The following is a 20,150-nucleotide window of genomic DNA, read 5'->3' as shown; positions in this document are numbered from 1 at the left end:
CGGCTTTCCCTGCGCCCTCTGCTCGAAGAGGGCGGGAACGAGATGCAAAGCTCGGACAATTCATGTCGCGAGAATGCAATGCCATATCTCAACAACTGTCATCGCCCGCGAAGGCGGGCGATCCAGTATTCCAGAGGCCGCAGTGATTGATCCGAGAGGCCGCAGCGTACTGGATCCCCCGCATGCGCGGGGGATGACCACGGGGGGGGGGAGTGGCGGCCCGGTCATTGCGAGCGAAGCGGCTTGTCCGCCGAAGCCTTGGCAAAGGCGGAAGCAGTCCATCGCGCGGCAAGCGCGGAAGGATGGATTGCTTCTTCGCGGAGCCTGTCATCGGGCGCACGCTCGCGCGACCCGTTGGCTCCTCGCAATAACGGCGTGAGACAACGGACGAGAACTATCCCTGGCGTCGTCCTGGCTTTCGCAGGACGACGAACGCAGAGTCCGCCGCGCGGTATGAGTCCGTGCTTTCTCCGGGACGATACCGAGTGCGCTGCACTTTACTCTGTCTTCTTCCCCAGATTCGCATGTGGCCGGCCGAAGTCGGCGGCGGCGGAGTCTTGGCCGATCTCGACGATGCCGCGGCGGATCGCGCGGGTGCGGGTAAAGTGGTCGAACAGCGCCTCGCCGTCGCCGCGGCGGATCGCTCGGGTGAGCTTCGACAGGTCCTCGTTGAAGGTGCCGAGCATCTCCAGCACGGCCTCCTTGTTGGCGAGGAACACGTCGCGCCACATCGTCGGATCCGAGGCCGCGATGCGGGTAAAGTCGCGGAAGCCGCCGGCCGAGAACTTGATCACCTCGGATTCCGTCACCTGCGCCAGCTCGTCGGCGGTGCCGACGATGGTGTAGGCGATCAGATGCGGCAGATGGCTGGTGATCGCGAGCACGAGATCATGATGGTCCGGCGTCATGATCTCGACCTTGGCACCGAGCGCGGCCCAGAAGGCGCGCAGCCGATCCGTCGCGGCGGGATCGATGCCATCGGGCGGCGTCAGGATGCACCAGCGGTTGATGAAGAGCTCAGCGAAACCGGAATCCGGTCCGGAATGTTCGGTACCGGCGACCGGATGCGCCGGCACGAAGTGCACGGCATCGGGCAGGTGCGGCGCCATGTCCTTGACGACCGCGCCTTTCACCGAGCCGACGTCGGAGATGATGGCGCCCGGCTTGAGGTGAGCCGCGATCTCGGCCGCGACCGGACCGCAGGCCCCGACGGGGATGCAGAGGATGACGAGATCGGCATCCTTTACTGCCTCGACATTGGTCGCCACGACCTGGTCGACGATGCCGAGTTCGACGACGCGCGCGCGCGTCTTCTCCGAGCGCGCGGTGGTGACGATCTCGTCGACCAGGCCCTGCGCGCGGGCGGCGCGCGCGATCGAGCCGCCGATCAGGCCGAAGCCGATCAGCGCGAGGCGTTTGAAGAGCGGAGCAGAGGTCACGTTGGGCTCACTTTCCAGCCATGAAGTCGCGCAGGGCCGCGACCACGAGGCGGTTGGCTTCCTCGGTGCCGATGGTCATACGCAGCGCATGCGGCAGCTTGTAATTGTTCAGTGCGCGCAGCACGAGGCCGCGTTTGGTGAGAAAGGCGTCGGCTTCCGCCGCGGTCTTTCCCTTGTCGGTCGGGAAGTGGATCAGCACGAAGTTCGCGACGCTCGGCGTCACCTTGAGCCCGAGCTTGCCGATCTCCTCGGTCAGCCAGTTGCGCCACTGCTCGGTGTGCGTCTTCGACATCTGGACATGCGCGGAGTCCTCGATCGCCGCCGCGGCCGCCAGCATCGCCGGCGTCGCGACGTTGAACGGACCACGGATGCGGTTGCAGGCATCGACGATATGCGCCGGTCCGAACATCCAGCCCACGCGCAGCGCGGCGAGTCCATGAATCTTCGAGAAGGTGTGGGTGACCACCGTGTTGTCGGTGGTAGCGACGAGCTCGATGCCGAGCTCGTAATCGTTGCGCGAGACGTAGTCGGCATAGGCGGCGTCGAGCACCAGCAGCACTTGCGACGGCAAGGCGGCGCGCAGGCGCTTGACCTCGTCGAACGGCAGATAGGTGCCGGTCGGGTTGTTCGGGTTGGCGAGCCAGACCAGCTTGGTCTTCGGCGTCACCGCCTTGAGGATGGCGTCGACATCGGCGGTGAAATTGCTCTCGGCGGCGATGACGTTCTTCGCGCCGTTCGCCATGGTCGCGATCGGGTAGACCAGGAAGCCGTGGGTGGTCGAGATCGCCTCATCACCTTGTGCGAGATAGGTGTGCGCCAACAGATTGAGGATCTCATCGGAGCCGGCGCCGCAGATGATGCGGTCGGGATCGAGGCCGTAGGTGCGGCCGATCGCTTCGCGCAGCACGCGCGAGGAGCCCTCCGGATAATCCTCGAGATGGTCGGCCGCCTGCTTGTAGGCCGCGATCGCCTTCGGCGACGGGCCGAACGGCGTCTCGTTGGCCGACAATTTGAACACCTTGCGCCCCGGTTCCGGCACCGGGCTCTTGCCCGGCGTGTAGGGCGCAATATCGAGGATGCCGGGGTTCGGCACGGGGCGGGACATCATCAACTCCGGACAGAGCGTTTTCCCGCGAAGTGGATACCGGCTCGCGCAAGGAAACGCGTCAAAACAAGCATGGAGGCGGTCGGCCTAGCTTCTGGCCGGCCCGCCAGAAGGCACCGTATAGCGCGTTGCGTGGCTGCCGACGAGGGCCGACGAGCGGACCGAGGCGCCGGCCTCGATCAGGGCAAACTTGATCGCCTCGAAATCGTGTCCCGCGACCGAGATCAGCAGCGCCGCGCCGTCGAAGGCGGTGTCGGGCACCGCGACGATTTCCGCAAGCGGCGCCAGCGCGCGCGCGACGTCGGCGTTCCAGCCGGAGACGCGCACGCTCCACATTTGGACTTCCGTCACCATGGCGTCGTCGGCGACCCGCGAGACCAGGAACACCGGCAGTGCGGCCGGATGATCGGCGCGCTCGAGGAACGGCAGCCGCGCGATGATCTTCGGCGCGCCATCGGCTTCGAGCGCGTTCCACCACGGCGTGCGGCTTGCGATCGCGGAGACCAGCGCGAGGTCGCCCTTCGATTTCGCCACCGCGTCGACCGCGGCCTGCGCGTTGAAATGTGCGACATAGGGCACCACGAAGCCGAAATGGAATCTCGCCGAATCCCGCATCGCGGACTCGCCGACCGAGACATCGGCATGCACCGAGAACGGTGCCTGCACATAGGTGAAGGTCGAGATGATGACGCGCCAGATGCTTTCGATGGTGTCGAGCGGCAGGATGCCGCGATGACGCTTCACCAGCTCGCGCATCATGCTGGCCTCGCGTGCGGGACGGAAGGCCGAGCCGACCTCCTGGGTCTTCTTGACCTGGATCAGGCGGTCGATGATGTCACCGCGCGCCATCAGCAGACGATGGACTTGCTCGTCGATGGCGTCGATTTCCTTGCGCAGATCCTGCAGCGAAGGCGGCGACGGGGGTGGGTTGGACATCTGAAAACCTTGTGATCCGGGCGGCCCGATGACGACGTCCCTGATTAGGAAAGACCGCCGCCGAAAGCAAAGAGAAACGTCGCAGGCGTGCCTTGCGCGACCGGGATTAACCATGGGGCGGGCGAGGCCAATCTTGACGACGCGGGATCCAAAGACTAGTTTCCCTCGACTTCCGTGGTCATTTGAGCCGGCCGGCTTGCAGCCACGTTAAACAACTCGCTAAACAGGCCGGGGACAGATCAGCTCCCGGCCGAACCTTTGTTCAGGCCGGGTTTTTTATGGCCTGATTTCTGTTCGAGGCCTCCCGCGCGGAGGCAGGGTCGCCTAAATGAGCAACGTGCGTCCGATACCGAGCCCTTCGATCAACAGCGATGATCGCGCCCAGGAGGCCGATCATCCGTCGTCGTTGGTGGCGAAGTTCGGCATGGACCAGCCGCTGAAGCTCGATTGCGGCGTCGATCTCGCACCGTTCCAGATCGCCTACCAGACCTACGGCGAGCTCAACGCCGACCGCTCCAACGCGATCCTGGTCTGCCACGCGCTGACCGGCGATCAGCACGTGAACAATATCCATCCCGTCACCGGCAAGCCCGGCTGGTGGGAGACCATGGTCGGTGCCGGCAAGCCGCTCGACCCGAGCAAGTATTTCATTATCTGCTCCAACGTGATCGGCGGCTGCATGGGCTCAACCGGGCCGGCTTCCTTCAACCCCGCCACCGGCAAGGTGTGGGGGCTGGATTTCCCGATCATCACCATCCCCGACATGGTGCGCGCGCAGGCGATGCTGATCGATCACCTCGGCATCACGACGCTGTTCTGCGTGGTTGGCGGCTCGATGGGCGGCATGCAGGCGGTGCAATGGGCCGCGGCTTATCCTGAGCGCGTGTTCTCGACGCTCGCGATCGCCTGCGCGACGCGTCACTCCGCGCAGAATATCGCCTTCCACGAGCTCGGACGGCAGGCCGTGATGGCCGATCCGGACTGGCGCGGCGGCCGCTATGTCGATGAGGACACCCATCCGCATCGCGGGCTCGCGGTGGCGCGGATGGCCGCGCACATCACCTATCTCTCGGACGCCGCGCTGCATCGCAAGTTCGGACGGCGGATGCAGGATCGCGAGCTGCCGACCTTCTCGTTCGATGCTGATTTCCAGGTCGAGAGCTATCTGCGATACCAGGGCTCGTCTTTCGTTGAGCGCTTCGATGCAAACAGCTACCTTTATCTGACGCGCGCGATGGACTATTTCGACGTCGCCGCCGACCACAACGGCGTGCTGGCGAAGGCGTTCACCGGCATCAAGACGCGCTTCTGCGTTATCTCGTTCGCCAGCGACTGGCTGTTCCCGACCTCGGAGTCGCGCGCGCTGGTGCACGCGCTGAATGCCTCGAGCGCGCGGGTGTCGTTCGCCGAGATCGAGACCGACAAGGGCCACGACGCGTTCCTGCTCGACGTGCCGGAATTCTTCGACATCGCGCGCGCCTTTCTGCAGGCCGCGGGCAAGGCGCGCGGGCTTAAGGATGGCGAGGGCCAGTCATGAGCATCCAGCAAACCCTGCCGCTGCCCGGCGTCGAGCACGAGCGCACCGGAAGCTTCCGCACTGACCATCTGCTGGTTGCCGACATGGTGGCTTCGGGTTCGCGCGTGCTCGATGTCGGCTGCGGCGACGGCGACCTCTTGGAGCTGCTGGAGAGCCGCGGCATCGACGGCCGCGGCATCGAGCTGTCGCGCGAGGGCGTCAACCGCTGCGTCGCCAAGGGGCTCGCGGTGGTGCAGGGCGACGCCGACACCGACCTCGCCAACTATCCCGACGACGCCTTCGACTACGTGATCCTATCGCAGACCCTGCAGGCGACGCGGCAGCCGAAGGTGGTGCTGGAGAATCTGCTGCGCATCGGTCATCGCGCGATCGTCTCGTTCCCGAATTTCGGGTTCTGGAAGATGCGGTTGCAGCTCCTGATCGGCGGCCACATGCCGCGCACCGAGAACCTGCCGGCGACCTGGTACGACACCGCCAACATCCATTTCTGCACCATCAAGGACTTCGTGCAGCTCTGCGACGAGATCAACGTCAAGATGGAGCGCGCGGTCGCGCTCGATCTCTACGGCCGTCCCGTGCCGCTCAATCTGCCCTGGTGGGTCTGGAACATGTTCGGCGAGCAGGGCGTGTTCCTACTGAGCCGGGGCGGTGTGAAATAGCTGCCGTCATTGCGAGGAGCGAAGCGACGAAGCAATCCATCTCTCCGCATGTGCGGACGAATGGATTGCTTCGCGGAGCCTGTCATCCGGCGGCGCTCCGCGCCGACCGGGTGGCTCGCAATGACGATCCGTCAAACCGATACAGCCACCAGCGAGCGTGGATCGCGCACCGGCCAGCGGCCGGCCTCGACCAGCGCGATGAAGCGCTCAACCATCTCGTTGAACAGTGCGGGCTCCTCGAGATTGAGCACGTGGCCCGACTTCGGAAAGAAGGCGAGGCCAGCCGCCGGCAGATGCTTCTTCAGGAACATGCTGGGTTCGATGCAATTGTCGTCCTCGTCGCCGCACAGGATCAGTGCCGGCGTCGGCACGCGCTGGATCGCCTCCGTCATGGTGTAGATCGAGGGGCGGCCGCCCTGGAAGCTGCGCATCGTGTTGGCCGATCCCTTGGCGTCATGACGGGCCAGCGCCGCGTAGAAATCGGCATGCCCGCGCGGGTCCTTCAGCAGAAACGGAATCCGGCTCGGCGCCTCGCGCGTGACCTTCGCGACCTCGACCGAGCCGATCGCCTCATATTGCTCGGCATTGGCGCGGCACTGCGCGCGGAAAGCGTCGAGATTCTCCAGGCTGGAGCCGGAGCCGACAGCGGCCAGCGTCATCGAGAGTGCGCGCTCCGGCGCGTTGAGGGCGACCTGCAGCGACGAATAAGAGCCCATCGAAAGGCCGACGAAATGCGCTTTGGCGATGCCGAGGTGGTCGAGCACCGCAAGCGCGTCGGTATAGAAATGCCGGTACGTATAGACGTCGGCGTTCGGCGGCACGTCCGACGGCGTGTAGCCGCGCGCGGAATAGGCGATGCAGCGGTGGCCGCGCGAGAAATATCGCATCTGCGGCTCCCAATTGGTGTGATCCGCGGCGAACTCATGCAGGAAAATGATCGGGCTCCCGCTGCCCGCCTCTTCGAAATGGAGACGGACATTATCTTTCGTGACAGCGGCCGGCATTTGAATTTCCTTCCCGTGGGCGGCCCTAGATTTGCAATTAATTTCCCGAGCTGCAATGCGCCAGTTCTAGCTTCTTGCTCGTCATCAGATTCGCGAAGAAGGGGCTAGAAATCGTTTTCCGCAGCGCCGCATGAAGCCTTCCTTTCGCCACATCTCATTTTCAAACGCCAACCGTGTTCCGCAGGGAACGCAATTGGGGGTATCACAGAGGATCTCGTGAAAGTATGATTCAGTTGTTTGCGTATTGCCAGCCGCTTCGTCTCGTCGCGCTGGCTCTAGGTTCGCTTGCTCTCGCCTTCGTGTCCGCCGCTCCTGCTTCCGCCCGTCCGCACCATTCACGTCACGCGCATTCGGCCCATGCAGGCCATCACGCGCGTCACTACGTCCATCATCACCATCGGCACGCATCTCGCCTTTCGCGCTGGGAGCGCGGCGTCGCGCGGATGCAGAGCCGCGATCTCGCCGATGCCAACGCCAGCGTGACGCCGGACACGGTCGCCGCGACGGAAACAAGCAGCTTCGGTTCGTCCGGTCTCGTGGCCGAGGCACGTCGCTATCTCGGCGGCAATCCGACCAGCCGCGCGAGCCTGTGGTGCGCGCGCTTCATGAACATGGTGCTGAAAGAGTCGGGCTATCGCGGCACCGGCTCCGACATGGCGAGCTCATTCGCCCATTACGGCCAGCGCGTTTCGGGACCACAGATCGGCGCCATCGCTGTGATGAGCCGCCGCGGCGGCGGTCATGTCGGCATCATCACCGGCATCGATGCCAAGGGCAATCCGATCATGATCTCGGGCAACAACGGCAACCGCGTCCGCGAAGCGCCGGTGTCACGCGGTCGGATCTATGCCTACGTGATGCCGACCAACTGAACTCTCAATGCGAGCCGGAGTACGGTGGGTCGAGCGAAGCGAAACCCACCGTCGGCATCTCGGGCGAAAGTGATGGGTTTCGCTGCGCTCTACCCATCCTACGCGACTGCGGCGCTAAACCAGCGTCGGCTGTTCGGCGGCAATGGTGTCGCCGATGGCCGCACTGCCGTCGCTGATGATCTCGGCGTAGACACCGCATTCGTTGTTGCCGAAGCGCTGCATCAGCATGTTCGGAATAGAGAGGTCGCGCGCGCCGGTGTCGGGATCGACATTGACCGCGGCGCAGCGGGTGATGCGCTTCACCACCTTGGCCCGCGCGCTGCCGATCGCGATGGTCTGGTCGAGCAGGCCGGCCTCATGCCAGGCAGGCCAGCCATCGACATACAGGTTGGCGCGAAAGCGTAACGGATGGACCTGCGCCTGCACCATGGTCTCGATCGCGCGCAGGCTCGCGAGATTGATGATCGAGACCACCTTGCGTGCGACGTCGGAGAAGCTGTGGCCGGGGCTCGTCAGCACCTTGGGCGGTCCCTTGATCTCACCGGCGTGTTGAGCGGCGAAATAGCGCTCGATCGCCACGCGGCCTTCCGTCGTCTCGAGGTCGCCCTGCGCCACCACCGCGCCGTCGCGCCGCAGCGTCAGCACGTGGCTGTCGTCGTCGAAATGGGCGCGCAGTGGTGCCAGCCACTCGTCCCGCTGCAGCATCAGGAAATGCGGCTTGGGCAGCCATGTCGGAGCGGCTGGATCGAAGCCACTTGGGCCGTTCTCGATCGCGTAGCGGCGGTCGGACCGCAGCGTCTGGCCAGCCTTCAGCTCGGCACGGGGCAGGGGCTCGGGCGTGAGGCCCTTGACGGGATAACGGTAGATGCCGGCGATCCTGGCGGCGGAGGTATGTGTGTTGTCCATCCGCCCCATCTAACCTGTTTGACGCGCGACGAGAACCTCCGGGAAGAGGAAAGCGGCTAGTCGCCGCGCGCGGCTCCGGGTGCGTCCAGCACGCGCTGCATGAACACGAGATCGAGCCAGCGGCCGAACTTGCGGCCGATCTCCGGCATCCGCGCCACCTCGACGAAGCCCATGCCGGCATGCAGCCGGAGCGAGGCCTGATTGCCGCCATCGATCCCGGCGATCAAGACGTGCTTGCCAAGCGCGGTTGCGGCGACTGCCAGCTCTTCGACGATCAAGCGCCCGAGTCCGCGGCCGCGATGGTCGGTATGGATGTAGACGCTGTGCTCGACGCTGTAGCGGTAGCCCGGCCAGGCCCGGAAGTCGCCGAATGTGCCATAGCCGAGGACAGTCGGCCCCTCGGTCGTGACTAGGATGGGGTAACCCAGGGCCTGTTTCGCCTCCATCCACCCGAGCCGTTCGGCCTCGCTGTCCTGCTTCTCCGTCCAGACCGCGTTCGAGTTCGCGACCGCCTCGTTGTAGATCGCGGTGATCGCGGGGATGTCGTGCTCGGTGGCAGGGCGGATGATCATCGTGGGGTTCCTCGGTCGGACGTCTTGAATGAATCTGATCGTCTACTATATAAGACGTCATGTCAATTATAGAGGACAAGGCGGACGAAACCCTTGGACGGCGCGTGCGCGCCGAGCGGGAGGGCCGTGGCTGGTCGCTTGCGGAGCTTGCCGGCCGGGCTGGCGTGTCCAAGGCCATGCTCAGCAAGATCGAACGGGCCGAGGCGAGCCCGACGGCGGCGACGCTGTCGCGGATTGCGACGGCCTATGGCCTGACCATGGCCGCGCTGTTCGAGACGACAGTGCCAGCAGGCCCCCGCCTCCAGCGCGCTAAGGACCAACCGGTCTGGCGCGATCCGAAGGCGGCCTATTTGCGGCGGCAGGTATTCCTGCATCCTGCCAATCCGCTAGAGCTGGTCGAGATCGAGCTTCCGGCCACACAGGAGGTCGGTTTCCCCGCCAGCGCCTATCACCTGATCCGTCAGGTGGTCTGGGTCATCGACGGCCGCCTCATCCTGGTGGAGGGGGCGGTCCGTCACGAGCTTGCCGCGGGCGACCGTATCGAGCTCGGCCCGCCGTCGGACATCGTCTTCCGTAATGAGAGTGCTCAGTCCTGCCGCTACCTTGTCGCCATCGTGCGGCGCTGAGCTCGACCGGACGAAATCGCAGGCTGTGGCTCTTCCGTTTTGGAACCAAGTGCCCACATCTGCGGCAAGCCTAAGAAATGATGGCGACGACCAGAGGCTGGTTGAGAAAGTCAACGCGGCCCGCGGAAACCCAATGAAGATGCCGTTGTCATGCCTTCGCGCGTGGTCCGCGAAAGTGTGTGCGGTTTCGCGACAAGACCACGCGCAAACCTAAAGGTTTGGGCGCGATCGGACGCAAAACCGGTGCCCACTTTTGCTGATCGCGCCCCGGGTGGTGACGGCAGGCCGAGGGAAAACGAATGAACATTGAGAAGTACACCGAGCGCGCGCGCGGATTCATCCAGTCTGCCCAGTCGCTCGCAATGCGCGATGGCCACCAGCAGTTCTCGCCGTTGCATCTGCTGAAAGTGCTGCTGGACGATAGCGAGGGGCTCGCCGGCGGTCTGATCGACCGCGCCGGCGGCAATTCCAGAGCGATCCTGAAAACGACCGAAGAGGCGCTGAACAAGCTGCCGAAAGTGTCGGGAAGCGGTGCCGGGCAGGTCTATCTGTCTCCGGAGCTGGCGCGCGCCTTCGATGCGGCCGAGAAGGCTGCCGACAAGGCCGGCGACAGCTTCGTCACCGTCGAGCGGCTGCTGCTCGGGCTCGCGCTCGAGAAGAACAGCGAGGTCGCAACCATCCTGAGCAAGGGCGGCGTCTTGCCGCAGAGCCTGAACGCGGCGATCGAAGCGCTGCGCAAGGGCCGCACGGCGGATTCGGCGACCGCCGAAAACGCCTATGACGCGCTGAAGAAATATGCGCGCGACCTGACCCAGGCTGCGCGCGACGGCAAGCTCGATCCGGTGATCGGCCGCGACGAGGAGATCCGCCGCACCATTCAGGTGCTCTCGCGGCGAACCAAGAACAATCCGGTGCTGATCGGTGAGCCCGGTGTCGGCAAGACCGCGATCGTCGAGGGCCTGGCGTTGCGCGTCCTCAACGGGGACGTGCCGGAGAGCCTGAAGGACAAGAAGCTCCTGTCGCTCGACATGGGCGCGCTGATTGCCGGCGCGAAATACCGCGGCGAGTTCGAGGAGCGGCTGAAGGCGGTGCTGCAGGAGGTCTCGTCCGCCGAGGGCGGCATCATCCTGTTCATCGACGAGATGCACACGCTGATCGGCGCCGGCAAGGCCGACGGCGCGATGGACGCGTCCAACCTGTTGAAGCCGGCGCTCGCCCGCGGCGAGCTGCACTGCATCGGCGCGACCACGCTCGACGAGTATCGCAAGCATGTCGAGAAGGATGCCGCGCTGGCGCGACGGTTCCAGCCGATCTATGTCAGCGAGCCCACCGTCGAGGACACGATCTCGATCCTGCGCGGCCTCAAGGACAAGTACGAGCAACATCACGGTGTCCGCATCACTGACTCCGCGTTGGTGGCCGCGACCACGCTGTCGAACCGCTACATCACCGACCGCTTCCTGCCCGACAAGGCCATCGACCTGATGGACGAAGCGGCGGCGCGGTTGAAGATGCAGGTCGATTCCAAGCCCGAAGAGCTCGACTCGCTCGACCGCGACATCATCCGGCTCAAGATCGAGCAGGAGGCCTTGAAGAAGGAGAGCGATGCAGGCTCCAAGAGCCGCCTGCAGACGCTCGAGAAGGAACTGGCTGAGCTCGAGGAGAGGTCGGCGGCGCTGACGGCGCGCTGGAGTGCGGAGAAGAGCAAGCTCTCCAATGCACAGAAGCTGAAGAGCGAACTCGATGCGCTCCGCGTCGAACTCGCCAACGCGCAGCGCCGCGGCGAATTCCAGAAGGCGGGCGAACTGGCCTATGGCCGGATCCCTGAGTTGGAGAAGAAGCTTGCCGAGATCGAGGCCAAGGAGAGCGGCAAGCAGAACGACAGCGGGATGATGGAGGAGGCGGTGACCGCCAACCACATCGCGCAGGTCGTCTCGCGCTGGACCGGCGTGCCGGTCGACAAGATGCTGGAGGGCGAAAAGGACAAGCTCCTGAGAATGGAGGACTCGCTTGCCAAGCGCGTCGTCGGCCAGGCCGAGGCCGTGCATGCGGTGGCAACCGCCGTGCGCCGTGCGCGTGCGGGCCTGCAGGATCCGAACCGGCCGACCGGCTCGTTCATGTTCTTAGGGCCCACCGGCGTCGGCAAGACCGAGCTGACCAAGGCGCTCGCCGCTGACCTGTTCAACGACGAGACCGCAATGGTCCGCCTCGACATGTCCGAGTTCATGGAGAAACATTCGGTGTCGCGGCTGATCGGCGCGCCTCCCGGCTATGTCGGATACGATGAGGGCGGAGCGCTGACCGAAGCGGTGCGGCGCAGGCCCTATCAGGTCGTGCTGTTCGACGAGATCGAGAAAGCGCATCCCGACGTGTTCAACGTGCTGCTGCAGGTGCTCGATGACGGCCGTCTGACCGACGGTCAGGGCCGCACGGTGGACTTCCGCAACACACTGATCATCATGACCTCGAACCTTGGTTCGGAATTCCTGGTGAATCAGCCGGAGGGCGAGGACACGTCAGCGGTCCGCGACCAGGTGATGGGTGTCGTGCGGACGCATTTCAGGCCGGAGTTCCTGAACCGCATCGACGAGATCATCCTGTTCCACCGCCTGCAGAAGAGCGAGATGGGCCGGATCGTCGAGATCCAGTTCGCGCGGCTCACCAAGCTGCTCGAGGATCGCAAGATCGAGCTCAAGCTCGACGCCAAGGCGCGGGACTGGCTCGCCGAGAAGGGCTGGGATCCGGCCTACGGCGCTCGCCCGTTGAAGCGAGTGATCCAGCGCAGCGTGCAGGATCCGCTCGCCGAAATGATCCTCGCCGGTGAGGTCAAGGATGGCGATCGCGTGGTGATCTCGGAGAAAGGCAACGTGCTGACCTTCAACGGTCGCGTGCCCAACACCGCCGAGATCGTGCAGTTCGAGACGCCCGTCCCGAAGCGCAAGCTGAACTGATCACTTCACCAATCTGGATGCAGCCTGGCGACAGGGCTGCATCCAGCGATCTCATGACCATGCGTCGCGCGCTGTGGTTCCCGATAGCTCGCCGAAGTTTAATGAAACTGCTGGCGCACGGCCGCCGTTTGTCAATCAGCTCGATCGGTTGCGCGGCAAATATCAGCGGTGCTGCCCCCGAAGACAGACTTGGCCTTGATGGTCGCGTCATTGCGCGAGACCGTGCCGCCGATCCCTCTCGCAGGAAGGTGTATCTGATGAGCAGGGAACTGACTGCCCATAACCGGCCCGTCTATGATGGGCTCCACCCGTATGTCTATGGCCTGGCCGCCGGCCTGGTCGCATGGTTTGCGCTCGCGGCGTGGCTCCTGTTCGATCGCAAGAACGATATCGAGCTTTCGCTTGCGATGGTCAGCGTGCTGCTGTTTGTCGCGGTGCTGCTACCGTGGCTGCTCTCGCTGATCTGGCGAAAACATCGCCGTCCGCTCGATGCGCATCAGCAGACGGTCCCGTTCCGCGAATGGCGCGCTGCCGATTTCGCGGTGTGGGGCAGCACACTCAATAGCACCCATGCCACGATTGATATGCTGCTGCCGCTCGCCGCCGTCGCCTTCGGATTGACCGCAATCGGAATCGTGTTCCTGGTCTGCGCGAGCCTGGCGTCGTAGCGGGTCATTCCTGCGGAGCGGTGCTCGGCGGAGCCGGATCGTCATCCTCGCTGGGCTCGAGCTCGGAAAGGATGTCGACCAGTTCTCGGGCGCGGCCTGTGGCGAGCGGCTTGCCGGCATTCATCAGCGGCTCGTCATTGGCGAGCCAAGCCTGGGCTTCGGCAAGCTCGGTGACGGTTGCGCCCGATGCGATGATTCTGGCGATCGTCACGTCGTCGGCTTGGCCGACAGCCTTCAACACGTCGTCGCGGGTAAGCCGAGTCATGGTTGCAAATCCCCATTGGGCACAGAGAGGCCCTTACCCGCAGGCCATCGCGGGCCGGCGGGTAAGGATGCATGAGTCTTCAAAGCCTTAGCTGTGCGTCGTGAGCCGTGGCGGATGCTGGGACATTGCCCAGAGCTCGATCGCGGCGAGGACCGCGACGGCGATGCCAATGACCACGTGCACGGTCATCGGGGTGGTGCTTCCCTGGAAGCCAAGAACCCAGGGCGAGACCAGCGCCCAAAGCCCGACGATGAGGTTCAGCCACTCCTCCCACACCGCAAATGCCGCAAGCGCAGCGATCGCAAGAATCGCCATGACCAGGCCGACGATATGGGCGTTGGTGGAAACCGTCCCGTCGTCGAACTTGAACAGCCACGGTGACACGAAAAGAATCGCGCCGAGGATCAGGTTCGCGACGTCGCACAGTTTTGCGTTCGTCCAGTTCTCCATGACACCCTCCATTGGAGGTTTCACCTATGAGTCAACTGGACTATGGCCGGACGGGTTCCGGTCTTGTTCCGCGAAATTTGGGTGAAATTGCCGCCGTACGGGGGCTCCGTCGGCGCCTGTTGCGACGCGCCAGCCGGTTCCAATGGCCGCGCACCGGCGTCCTGAGGTGGTTCGTACGGCCCTCGGGACTATGATCAGCGGTTGCTGATGGAGCGCGTCATCGGAGCGCTGCCCGTGGCGTCGGAGACGATGCGCGAGCTGCCACGGCTGTTCATCTGGGTGTCGATCCGGTCGCGCTCCTTTTCGAAGGCGGCCAGCATCGGGCCTTCGAGCGAACGGCCGCGCGGCAGTTTCACGCGCATCGGGTCGACGAAGCGGCCGTTGACCAGGATTTCGTAATGGACGTGCGGACCGGTTGACTGACCGGTCGAGCCGACGAAACCGATCACCTGGCCCTGCCGCACCTTCTTGCCGGCCTCCATGCCCTTCGCGAAAGCCGACAGATGGCCATAGGCGGTCTCGTAGCCATTGGCGTGCTTGATCCGGATATACTTGCCGTAGCCGCCCTCGAGTTCAGCCTTCTCGACCACACCGTTGCCGGAGGCGAAGATCGGCGTGCCGTAGGCGGTCGCCCAGTCGACGCCGGTATGCATCTTCACGTAGCCGAGAATCGGGTGGCGCCGGGCGCCGAAGCCCGAGCGCATGATCGCGTTGTTGACCGGCTTGCGCACCAGGAACTTCTTCGCGCTCTTGCCGGTCTCGTCATAGTAGTCGACCAGACCGTCGTCGGAGCTCTGGAAGCGGTAGTATTTCTTGGTCTCGCCGCCCACCGTCAGCGCAGCGTAGAGCACCTCGGTCTTGTCGGTGCTCGTCGTGCCTTCATCCTCGCCGGCATAGAACACGTCGAAGGAATCGCCAGGCTGCACCTTGCGTTGGAAGTCGACGTCATAGGAGTAGATGCGGACCATGTCCTCGATGACCGTCGGCGGCACCTTGTTGCGCAGCGCGGTCTCGTAGATGCTCTGATAGAGCCGCACGCCGCTGCCGTCATCCTCGTCATCGTCGCTGGAATTGTCCGCAGTATCGGTGACCGTGTTCATGCTCTGCGCGTCGACAGCGACATATTTGCCCATGTCGGACAGCGCGGCCACGGCTTCGATGACCGAATCGTTGGCCACGATCACGCGATAGGGTTGTAGCCGTACGCCCGGTCCCGGCGCGGCCGGCGCCATCAGGATCCGCACCTTCTGGCCTTCCTTGAGGCCGCCATCGCGGCCGCGCGGACCGAGATTCGCGGCGATCGCCCTGGCTTCGTCGGGCGTCGCGCCCTGATCGCGCAGGATGGAAACGATGGTGTCGCCCTTCTTGACGACATGGACCCGCTCGCCGACCGGATTGCCGCCGGTGACCTGCTCCTTGGTCTTCGGCAGCAAGGTGACGTTCTCCGGCACCACGCGGGTCTCGAAGCCCGCGTAGGGATCGGAGACGTTGCCCTCGGCCGCGTAGGCCATCCTCATGTCCGAGGCGCCGGACGCATCGGCCGTGGCATTGGCGAGGGTGTAACGGACCGATCCGCCGGAGCCGCGCCAGTTCGCGGCGTCGCGTACCCGCATCAGGACGTCGTCGAGCGGGACGATGGCGGCGAGCTTCGCCTTCGGCAGCACGCTGCCGAGATCCTTGGTGACGAAGGAGACCTCGGCGTCGGGCTCGACAGCCTCGGGATTGTTGGGATCCTCGGCCGTGGCCGGGGTGTTGGTGCCGATGTCGGCCAGCAGACGCTGCGCGTTGAATGGCGGCACCTTTGCCGACAGATCGCTCGTCGTCATCGCGAGATTGCCGGAAATGCGGATGAACGGCCGCACCCGCATCACATCGCGATTGCCGACGCGGGTCACCGTCGAGACGCGCATCAGCGTGCGGGAGGCTGACGAATCGCTCGGCGGCGGCAGACGATCACCCTTGTGCAGGCTGACGACGCGATCGGTGGCACCGAGCGCGCCGCGCAGCGCGCTCTCGACGCGCTCGGGCACCTTGGCAAACGTCATCTCGCCATCGAGCGACGCAAAAACGGCGCCGCCGATGAGGGCCGCGCCGCATAGTCCGGTCAGAATCGTGCCGCTGAACCACTGAACGGAGACACGGCGGCGATCGATCACCGCGGCCTCGGTGCCGTCGACGGAAAGCGGCGGTTCGTGGCCGAGATCGATCATCCCGGTCTCGCGCCCATAACCGCTGCCGCGTGACGCCCGTTGGCTCAACCCAGTGTCCCCCCAAATTCCACCAACATGCGATCGACCCTTCGCTCGTCCCATGTCCCGCCTCAGCCCTCTAGAGAGGGATTGCGGCAACGTAGCGAGCCACTCGCATCGAAGTCCGGGAGACGATGGCCATTAGCTAGCCGCTATCTCGAACGTCAATGGTGTGCAGATCTCTCGATGTTGCTCGGCCGTGAAGGAGGAAAGGCGACGGGTTTTGGAGAAATCGCCTGTTCCCCCCGGAAAAGCCGCCCGAGCCCCCACAGGTTTCGAGCGGTTCAGTGCATAACTATCGTCAGAACGTCGCAGGATTATGGCTCAAGTGCGGCGTAAGGTCCCCAAAAATCAGGGGCTTTTCCGCACCTGAAAAAAGTTTGTCGTCGTGCGACGATTTTCTGACAATGGGCGTTGACAAGCCGGAAGGGGCCGGCCTATAAGGCACCCACTGAGCGCGGCGCTGCATTGGCCCTCGGGGCCAAGGCAAGCATTCGCGCCCTTGATGCTCCTCACCTTGATGAGTGACGCAACGGTCGACCTAGTATAGGTCGGCTGGGGTTCACCGTCGGTTGCTGAGAGCGAAACCACCCTATAGGGTGTGGGGTCTTCGGATCCTGGGCTGTTTGACAAGTGAAGATGAAGAAAGAGAAACGTGGACGGCGGAGTCCTTGCGTCTCTCGGAACATCTGAAAGCTTCGGCTTTCGTTGTCTGAGAGTGGACGAAAGACTTCGGCGGTACACGTTTTAAAGGTTACACCATCGCTGCCAGCGATGTGAATCGTGGGCAGCTTGCCGGCTTCGGCCGGTGAAGAATGGTGGGACCTCGTCAAACGTTGTGATCAGCCGGTTCAAGGTTTCAAGTCCAACTTGAGAGTTTGATCCTGGCTCAGAGCGAACGCTGGCGGCAGGCTTAACACATGCAAGTCGAGCGGGCGTAGCAATACGTCAGCGGCAGACGGGTGAGTAACGCGTGGGAACGTACCTTTTGGTTCGGAACAACTGAGGGAAACTTCAGCTAATACCGGATAAGCCCTAACGGGGAAAGATTTATCGCCGAAAGATCGGCCCGCGTCTGATTAGCTAGTTGGTGAGGTAATGGCTCACCAAGGCGACGATCAGTAGCTGGTCTGAGAGGATGATCAGCCACATTGGGACTGAGACACGGCCCAAACTCCTACGGGAGGCAGCAGTGGGGAATATTGGACAATGGGCGCAAGCCTGATCCAGCCATGCCGCGTGAGTGATGAAGGCCCTAGGGTTGTAAAGCTCTTTTGTGCGGGAAGATAATGACGGTACCGCAAGAATAAGCCCCGGCTAACTTCGTGCCAGCAGCCGCGGTAATACGAAGGGGGCTAGCGTTGCTCGGAATCACTGGGCGTAAAGGGTGCGTAGGCGGGTCTTTAAGTCAGGGGTGAAATCCTGGAGCTCAACTCCAGAACTGCCTTTGATACTGAGGATCTTGAGTTCGGGAGAGGTGAGTGGAACTGCGAGTGTAGAGGTGAAATTCGTAGATATTCGCAAGAACACCAGTGGCGAAGGCGGCTCACTGGCCCGATACTGACGCTGAGGCACGAAAGCGTGGGGAGCAAACAGGATTAGATACCCTGGTAGTCCACGCCGTAAACGATGAATGCCAGCCGTTAGTGGGTTTACTCACTAGTGGCGCAGCTAACGCTTTAAGCATTCCGCCTGGGGAGTACGGTCGCAAGATTAAAACTCAAAGGAATTGACGGGGGCCCGCACAAGCGGTGGAGCATGTGGTTTAATTCGACGCAACGCGCAGAACCTTACCAGCCCTTGACATCCCGGTCGCGGACTCCAGAGACGGAGTTCTTCAGTTCGGCTGGACCGGAGACAGGTGCTGCATGGCTGTCGTCAGCTCGTGTCGTGAGATGTTGGGTTAAGTCCCGCAACGAGCGCAACCCCCGTCCTTAGTTGCTACCATTTAGTTGAGCACTCTAAGGAGACTGCCGGTGATAAGCCGCGAGGAAGGTGGGGATGACGTCAAGTCCTCATGGCCCTTACGGGCTGGGCTACACACGTGCTACAATGGCGGTGACAATGGGATGCTAAGGGGCGACCCTTCGCAAATCTCAAAAAGCCGTCTCAGTTCGGATTGGGCTCTGCAACTCGAGCCCATGAAGTTGGAATCGCTAGTAATCGTGGATCAGCACGCCACGGTGAATACGTTCCCGGGCCTTGTACACACCGCCCGTCACACCATGGGAGTTGGTTTTACCTGAAGACGGTGCGCTAACCGAAAGGGGGCAGCCGGCCACGGTAGGGTCAGCGACTGGGGTGAAGTCGTAACAAGGTAGCCGTAGGGGAACCTGCGGCTGGATCACCTCCTTTCTAAGGATGGTTCTTCAGAGAGCTCACGCTCACTATCGAACCGTTTTAGAAACATTCAGGGGCCAATCGATCGCAAGATCATTGAGCTCCATTGGCGGGATTTCGCCGTCTTCGTTTCTCTTTCTTCGCGGACGAACACGCGCCAGGGGCTGAGCGCTTGAGCGATGCATTGGCGCGAGCCGATTGCGCGCCAGCCGGCTCCGGCATCTCGCAAGAGATGAGCGTTAGGGGCTTGTAGCTCAGTTGGTTAGAGCGCGCGCTTGATAAGCGTGAGGTCGGAAGTTCAAGTCTTCCCAGGCCCACCACTTTGATCGAGTGCGGAGCATTCGTCTTCTGGTTACGGGGCCATAGCTCAGCTGGGAGAGCGCGTGCTTTGCAAGCATGAGGTCGTCGGTTCGATCCCGTCTGGCTCCACCACGCTTCGCCTGAAGGCTTCGCGTGGCGCGGCCAAGCGCGATCGCGAAGCGTGCCCGGCGAAGCTCGATAGAGCGAAGACGGGCTGATCGTTGCCCTCGTAACCAAATCGTCCGCGAAACATCACTTCGCACTCACGAGTCCGGATGGACAGTGACGTGTGTGTTTTCTGACATCGTAAAGAGGAGATCGATCCGAGTTTGGATCAAGCGAAGCAATTCGCCTGACCCATTCACTATCTCCGGGATCATTTCGGCGCTCGCTTCAGTCGTGAGATTGAATGCGGGTTGTAAATGATCCTTTGTTAGCGAAGCTTGACCGCCTCGCTATCGGGCCGATCTTACGAAGCAAGCTGGTCTTTCTAGTCAATGTCCGGCTGTGACAATCGCATTCATCGAGGATGCGCGCCTTCAGTGGCAATTGCACAGACAGCATTCTGCCGAGTGTGTGGACATTGATAATGAGAGCAATCAAGTGCCTTAAGGGTGTTCGGTGGATGCCTTGGCGCTGAGAGGCGATGAAGGACGTGCTACGCTGCGATAAGCCGTGGGGAGCTGCGAAGAAGCTTTGATCCGCGGATTTCCGAATGGGGAAACCCACCTTCGATAGCCGGAACTCCAAAACCTTGTGTTTTGGGGCTTGACCAGAAATGATCGGAACCATGACCTCTTGAGGTTTTGGATTTCCGGTTATCAAGAGAAGGTATGAGACCTCTGAATCAAATAGGAGGTTTTAAGCAAACCCAGGGAACTGAAACATCTAAGTACCTGGAGGAAAGGACATCAATCGAGACTCCGTTAGTAGTGGCGAGCGAACGCGGACCAGGCCAGTGATACATCAAAGACAATCGGAACCTGTCAGGAAAGCAGGGCCTCAGAGGGTGATAGCCCCGTACGAGTAATGCGATGATGTATCCACGAGTAAGGCGGGACACGTGCAATCCTGTCTGAACACGGGGGGACCACCCTCCAAGCCTAAGTACTCCTCAGCGACCGATAGCGAACCAGTACCGTGAGGGAAAGGTGAAAAGCACCCCGACGAGGGGAGTGAAATAGACCTGAAACCGGACACCTACAAACAGACGGAGCCCAAGATACGTTCTGGGTGACGTCGTACCTTTTGTATTATGGGCCAGCGACTTA

Annotated in this window: 15 protein-coding genes, 2 tRNA genes, 2 rRNA genes and 1 riboswitch (1 of these 20 running past the window's edge); of the genes, 10 read left to right on the top strand and 9 right to left on the bottom strand. The window is 62.9% G+C overall.

All coding sequences use genetic code 11. The features are described from left to right. Nucleotides 1–497: 497 nt before the first annotated feature. From P6U25_RS32950 to P6U25_RS32940, 3 genes are all read right to left on the bottom strand, one after another. Nucleotides 498–1,439, bottom strand: a complete 942-nt coding sequence (locus P6U25_RS32950; RefSeq protein WP_407148894.1) for a prephenate/arogenate dehydrogenase family protein — start codon at nt 1,437–1,439, stop codon at nt 498–500. 7 nt (nt 1,440–1,446) lie between these two features. Continuing rightward, nucleotides 1,447–2,544 (bottom strand): histidinol-phosphate transaminase, encoded by a 1,098-nt coding sequence (gene hisC, locus P6U25_RS32945; protein WP_407148893.1) that lies wholly within the window; start codon nt 2,542–2,544, stop codon nt 1,447–1,449. Between the two features lie 87 nt (nt 2,545–2,631). Next, a complete protein-coding gene (locus tag P6U25_RS32940; protein WP_407148892.1) occupies nt 2,632–3,480 on the bottom strand; it encodes a chorismate mutase in 849 nt (282 codons plus the stop codon). Nucleotides 3,481–3,644: 164 nt separating this feature from the next. Next, nucleotides 3,645–3,724: riboswitch (SAM riboswitch) on the top strand. Between the two features lie 84 nt (nt 3,725–3,808). Here P6U25_RS32940 and P6U25_RS32935 point away from each other — a divergent pair. Together P6U25_RS32935 and metW are read left to right on the top strand one after the other, a co-directional pair. Then, a complete protein-coding gene (locus tag P6U25_RS32935) occupies nt 3,809–5,017 on the top strand; it encodes a homoserine O-acetyltransferase (protein ID WP_407148891.1) in 1,209 nt (402 codons plus the stop codon). Next, complete coding sequence (metW, locus tag P6U25_RS32930) at nt 5,014–5,676, top strand: methionine biosynthesis protein MetW (protein ID WP_407148890.1); 663 nt, start codon at nt 5,014–5,016, stop codon at nt 5,674–5,676. The genes P6U25_RS32935 and metW overlap by 4 nt, the downstream gene beginning before the upstream one ends. 131 nt (nt 5,677–5,807) lie before the next feature. Here metW and P6U25_RS32925 read toward each other — a convergent pair whose 3' ends face one another. Then, nucleotides 5,808–6,680: an alpha/beta fold hydrolase gene (locus P6U25_RS32925; protein WP_407148889.1), complete on the bottom strand. Its 873-nt coding sequence runs from the start codon at nt 6,678–6,680 to the stop codon at nt 5,808–5,810. A gap of 224 nt (nt 6,681–6,904) precedes the next feature. Here P6U25_RS32925 and P6U25_RS32920 point away from each other — a divergent pair, with 224 nt between their 5' ends. Continuing rightward, complete coding sequence (locus P6U25_RS32920) at nt 6,905–7,552, top strand: TIGR02594 family protein (protein ID WP_407148888.1); 648 nt, start codon at nt 6,905–6,907, stop codon at nt 7,550–7,552. A 114-nt stretch (nt 7,553–7,666) separates the two neighbouring features. Here the strand turns inward: P6U25_RS32920 and P6U25_RS32915 are convergent, their stop codons facing one another. Together P6U25_RS32915 and P6U25_RS32910 are read right to left on the bottom strand one after the other, a co-directional pair. Then, nucleotides 7,667–8,458, bottom strand: a complete 792-nt coding sequence (locus tag P6U25_RS32915; protein ID WP_407148887.1) for an MOSC domain-containing protein — start codon at nt 8,456–8,458, stop codon at nt 7,667–7,669. A gap of 56 nt (nt 8,459–8,514) precedes the next feature. Further along, a complete protein-coding gene (locus P6U25_RS32910) occupies nt 8,515–9,030 on the bottom strand; it encodes a GNAT family N-acetyltransferase (protein ID WP_407148886.1) in 516 nt (171 codons plus the stop codon). A 59-nt stretch (nt 9,031–9,089) separates the two neighbouring features. On the opposite strand from P6U25_RS32910, the gene P6U25_RS32905 reads away from it, so the two are divergent. The 3 genes from P6U25_RS32905 (at nt 9,090) to P6U25_RS32895 (ending at nt 13,275) form a co-directional block, all read left to right on the top strand. Then, on the top strand, nt 9,090–9,656 hold the full coding sequence (locus P6U25_RS32905) for a helix-turn-helix domain-containing protein (RefSeq protein WP_407148885.1): 567 nt from the start codon (nt 9,090–9,092) through the stop codon (nt 9,654–9,656). A 299-nt stretch (nt 9,657–9,955) separates the two neighbouring features. Further along, nucleotides 9,956–12,607 (top strand): ATP-dependent chaperone ClpB, encoded by a 2,652-nt coding sequence (gene clpB / locus P6U25_RS32900; RefSeq protein WP_407148884.1) that lies wholly within the window; start codon nt 9,956–9,958, stop codon nt 12,605–12,607. Nucleotides 12,608–12,708: 101 nt separating this feature from the next. Then, nucleotides 12,709–13,275 carry a hypothetical protein gene (locus P6U25_RS32895; RefSeq protein WP_407148883.1) on the top strand — a complete coding sequence of 189 codons (567 nt, stop codon included), beginning with the start codon at nt 12,709–12,711 and terminating at the stop codon, nt 13,273–13,275. Nucleotides 13,276–13,279: 4 nt separating this feature from the next. On the opposite strand, the gene P6U25_RS32890 is transcribed toward P6U25_RS32895, so the two are convergent. The 3 genes from P6U25_RS32890 to P6U25_RS32880 form a co-directional block, all read right to left on the bottom strand. After that, nucleotides 13,280–13,540 (bottom strand): hypothetical protein, encoded by a 261-nt coding sequence (locus tag P6U25_RS32890; RefSeq protein WP_407148882.1) that lies wholly within the window; start codon nt 13,538–13,540, stop codon nt 13,280–13,282. A gap of 87 nt (nt 13,541–13,627) precedes the next feature. Next, the gene (locus P6U25_RS32885; protein WP_407148881.1) at nt 13,628–13,990 is read right to left on the bottom strand and encodes an SPW repeat protein; all 363 of its coding nucleotides are present in this window, start codon (nt 13,988–13,990) and stop codon (nt 13,628–13,630) included. Nucleotides 13,991–14,184: 194 nt separating this feature from the next. Continuing rightward, nucleotides 14,185–16,248: a M23 family metallopeptidase gene (locus tag P6U25_RS32880; protein ID WP_407148880.1), complete on the bottom strand. Its 2,064-nt coding sequence runs from the start codon at nt 16,246–16,248 to the stop codon at nt 14,185–14,187. A gap of 857 nt (nt 16,249–17,105) precedes the next feature. Between P6U25_RS32880 and P6U25_RS32875 the strand changes: the two genes are divergently transcribed. The 4 genes from P6U25_RS32875 to P6U25_RS32860 all read left to right on the top strand — a co-directional run. Beyond that, nucleotides 17,106–18,594, top strand: a 16S ribosomal RNA gene (locus tag P6U25_RS32875). Nucleotides 18,595–18,822: 228 nt separating this feature from the next. Next, nucleotides 18,823–18,899, top strand: a tRNA-Ile gene (locus P6U25_RS32870). Nucleotides 18,900–18,935: 36 nt separating this feature from the next. After that, a tRNA-Ala gene (locus tag P6U25_RS32865) sits at nt 18,936–19,011 on the top strand. A 465-nt stretch (nt 19,012–19,476) separates the two neighbouring features. Continuing rightward, nucleotides 19,477–20,150 (top strand): 23S ribosomal RNA (locus P6U25_RS32860); it runs 2,173 nt beyond the window's last position. Together the 16S and 23S rRNA genes with 2 tRNA genes alongside form the textbook arrangement of a ribosomal RNA operon.

This window comes from Bradyrhizobium sp. ORS 86 (assembly GCF_045571475.1).
Taxonomy (GTDB): domain Bacteria; phylum Pseudomonadota; class Alphaproteobacteria; order Rhizobiales; family Xanthobacteraceae; genus Bradyrhizobium.
Note: the sequence above shows the minus strand (reverse complement) of the source record. Positions and strands in the feature narration are given on the sequence as shown.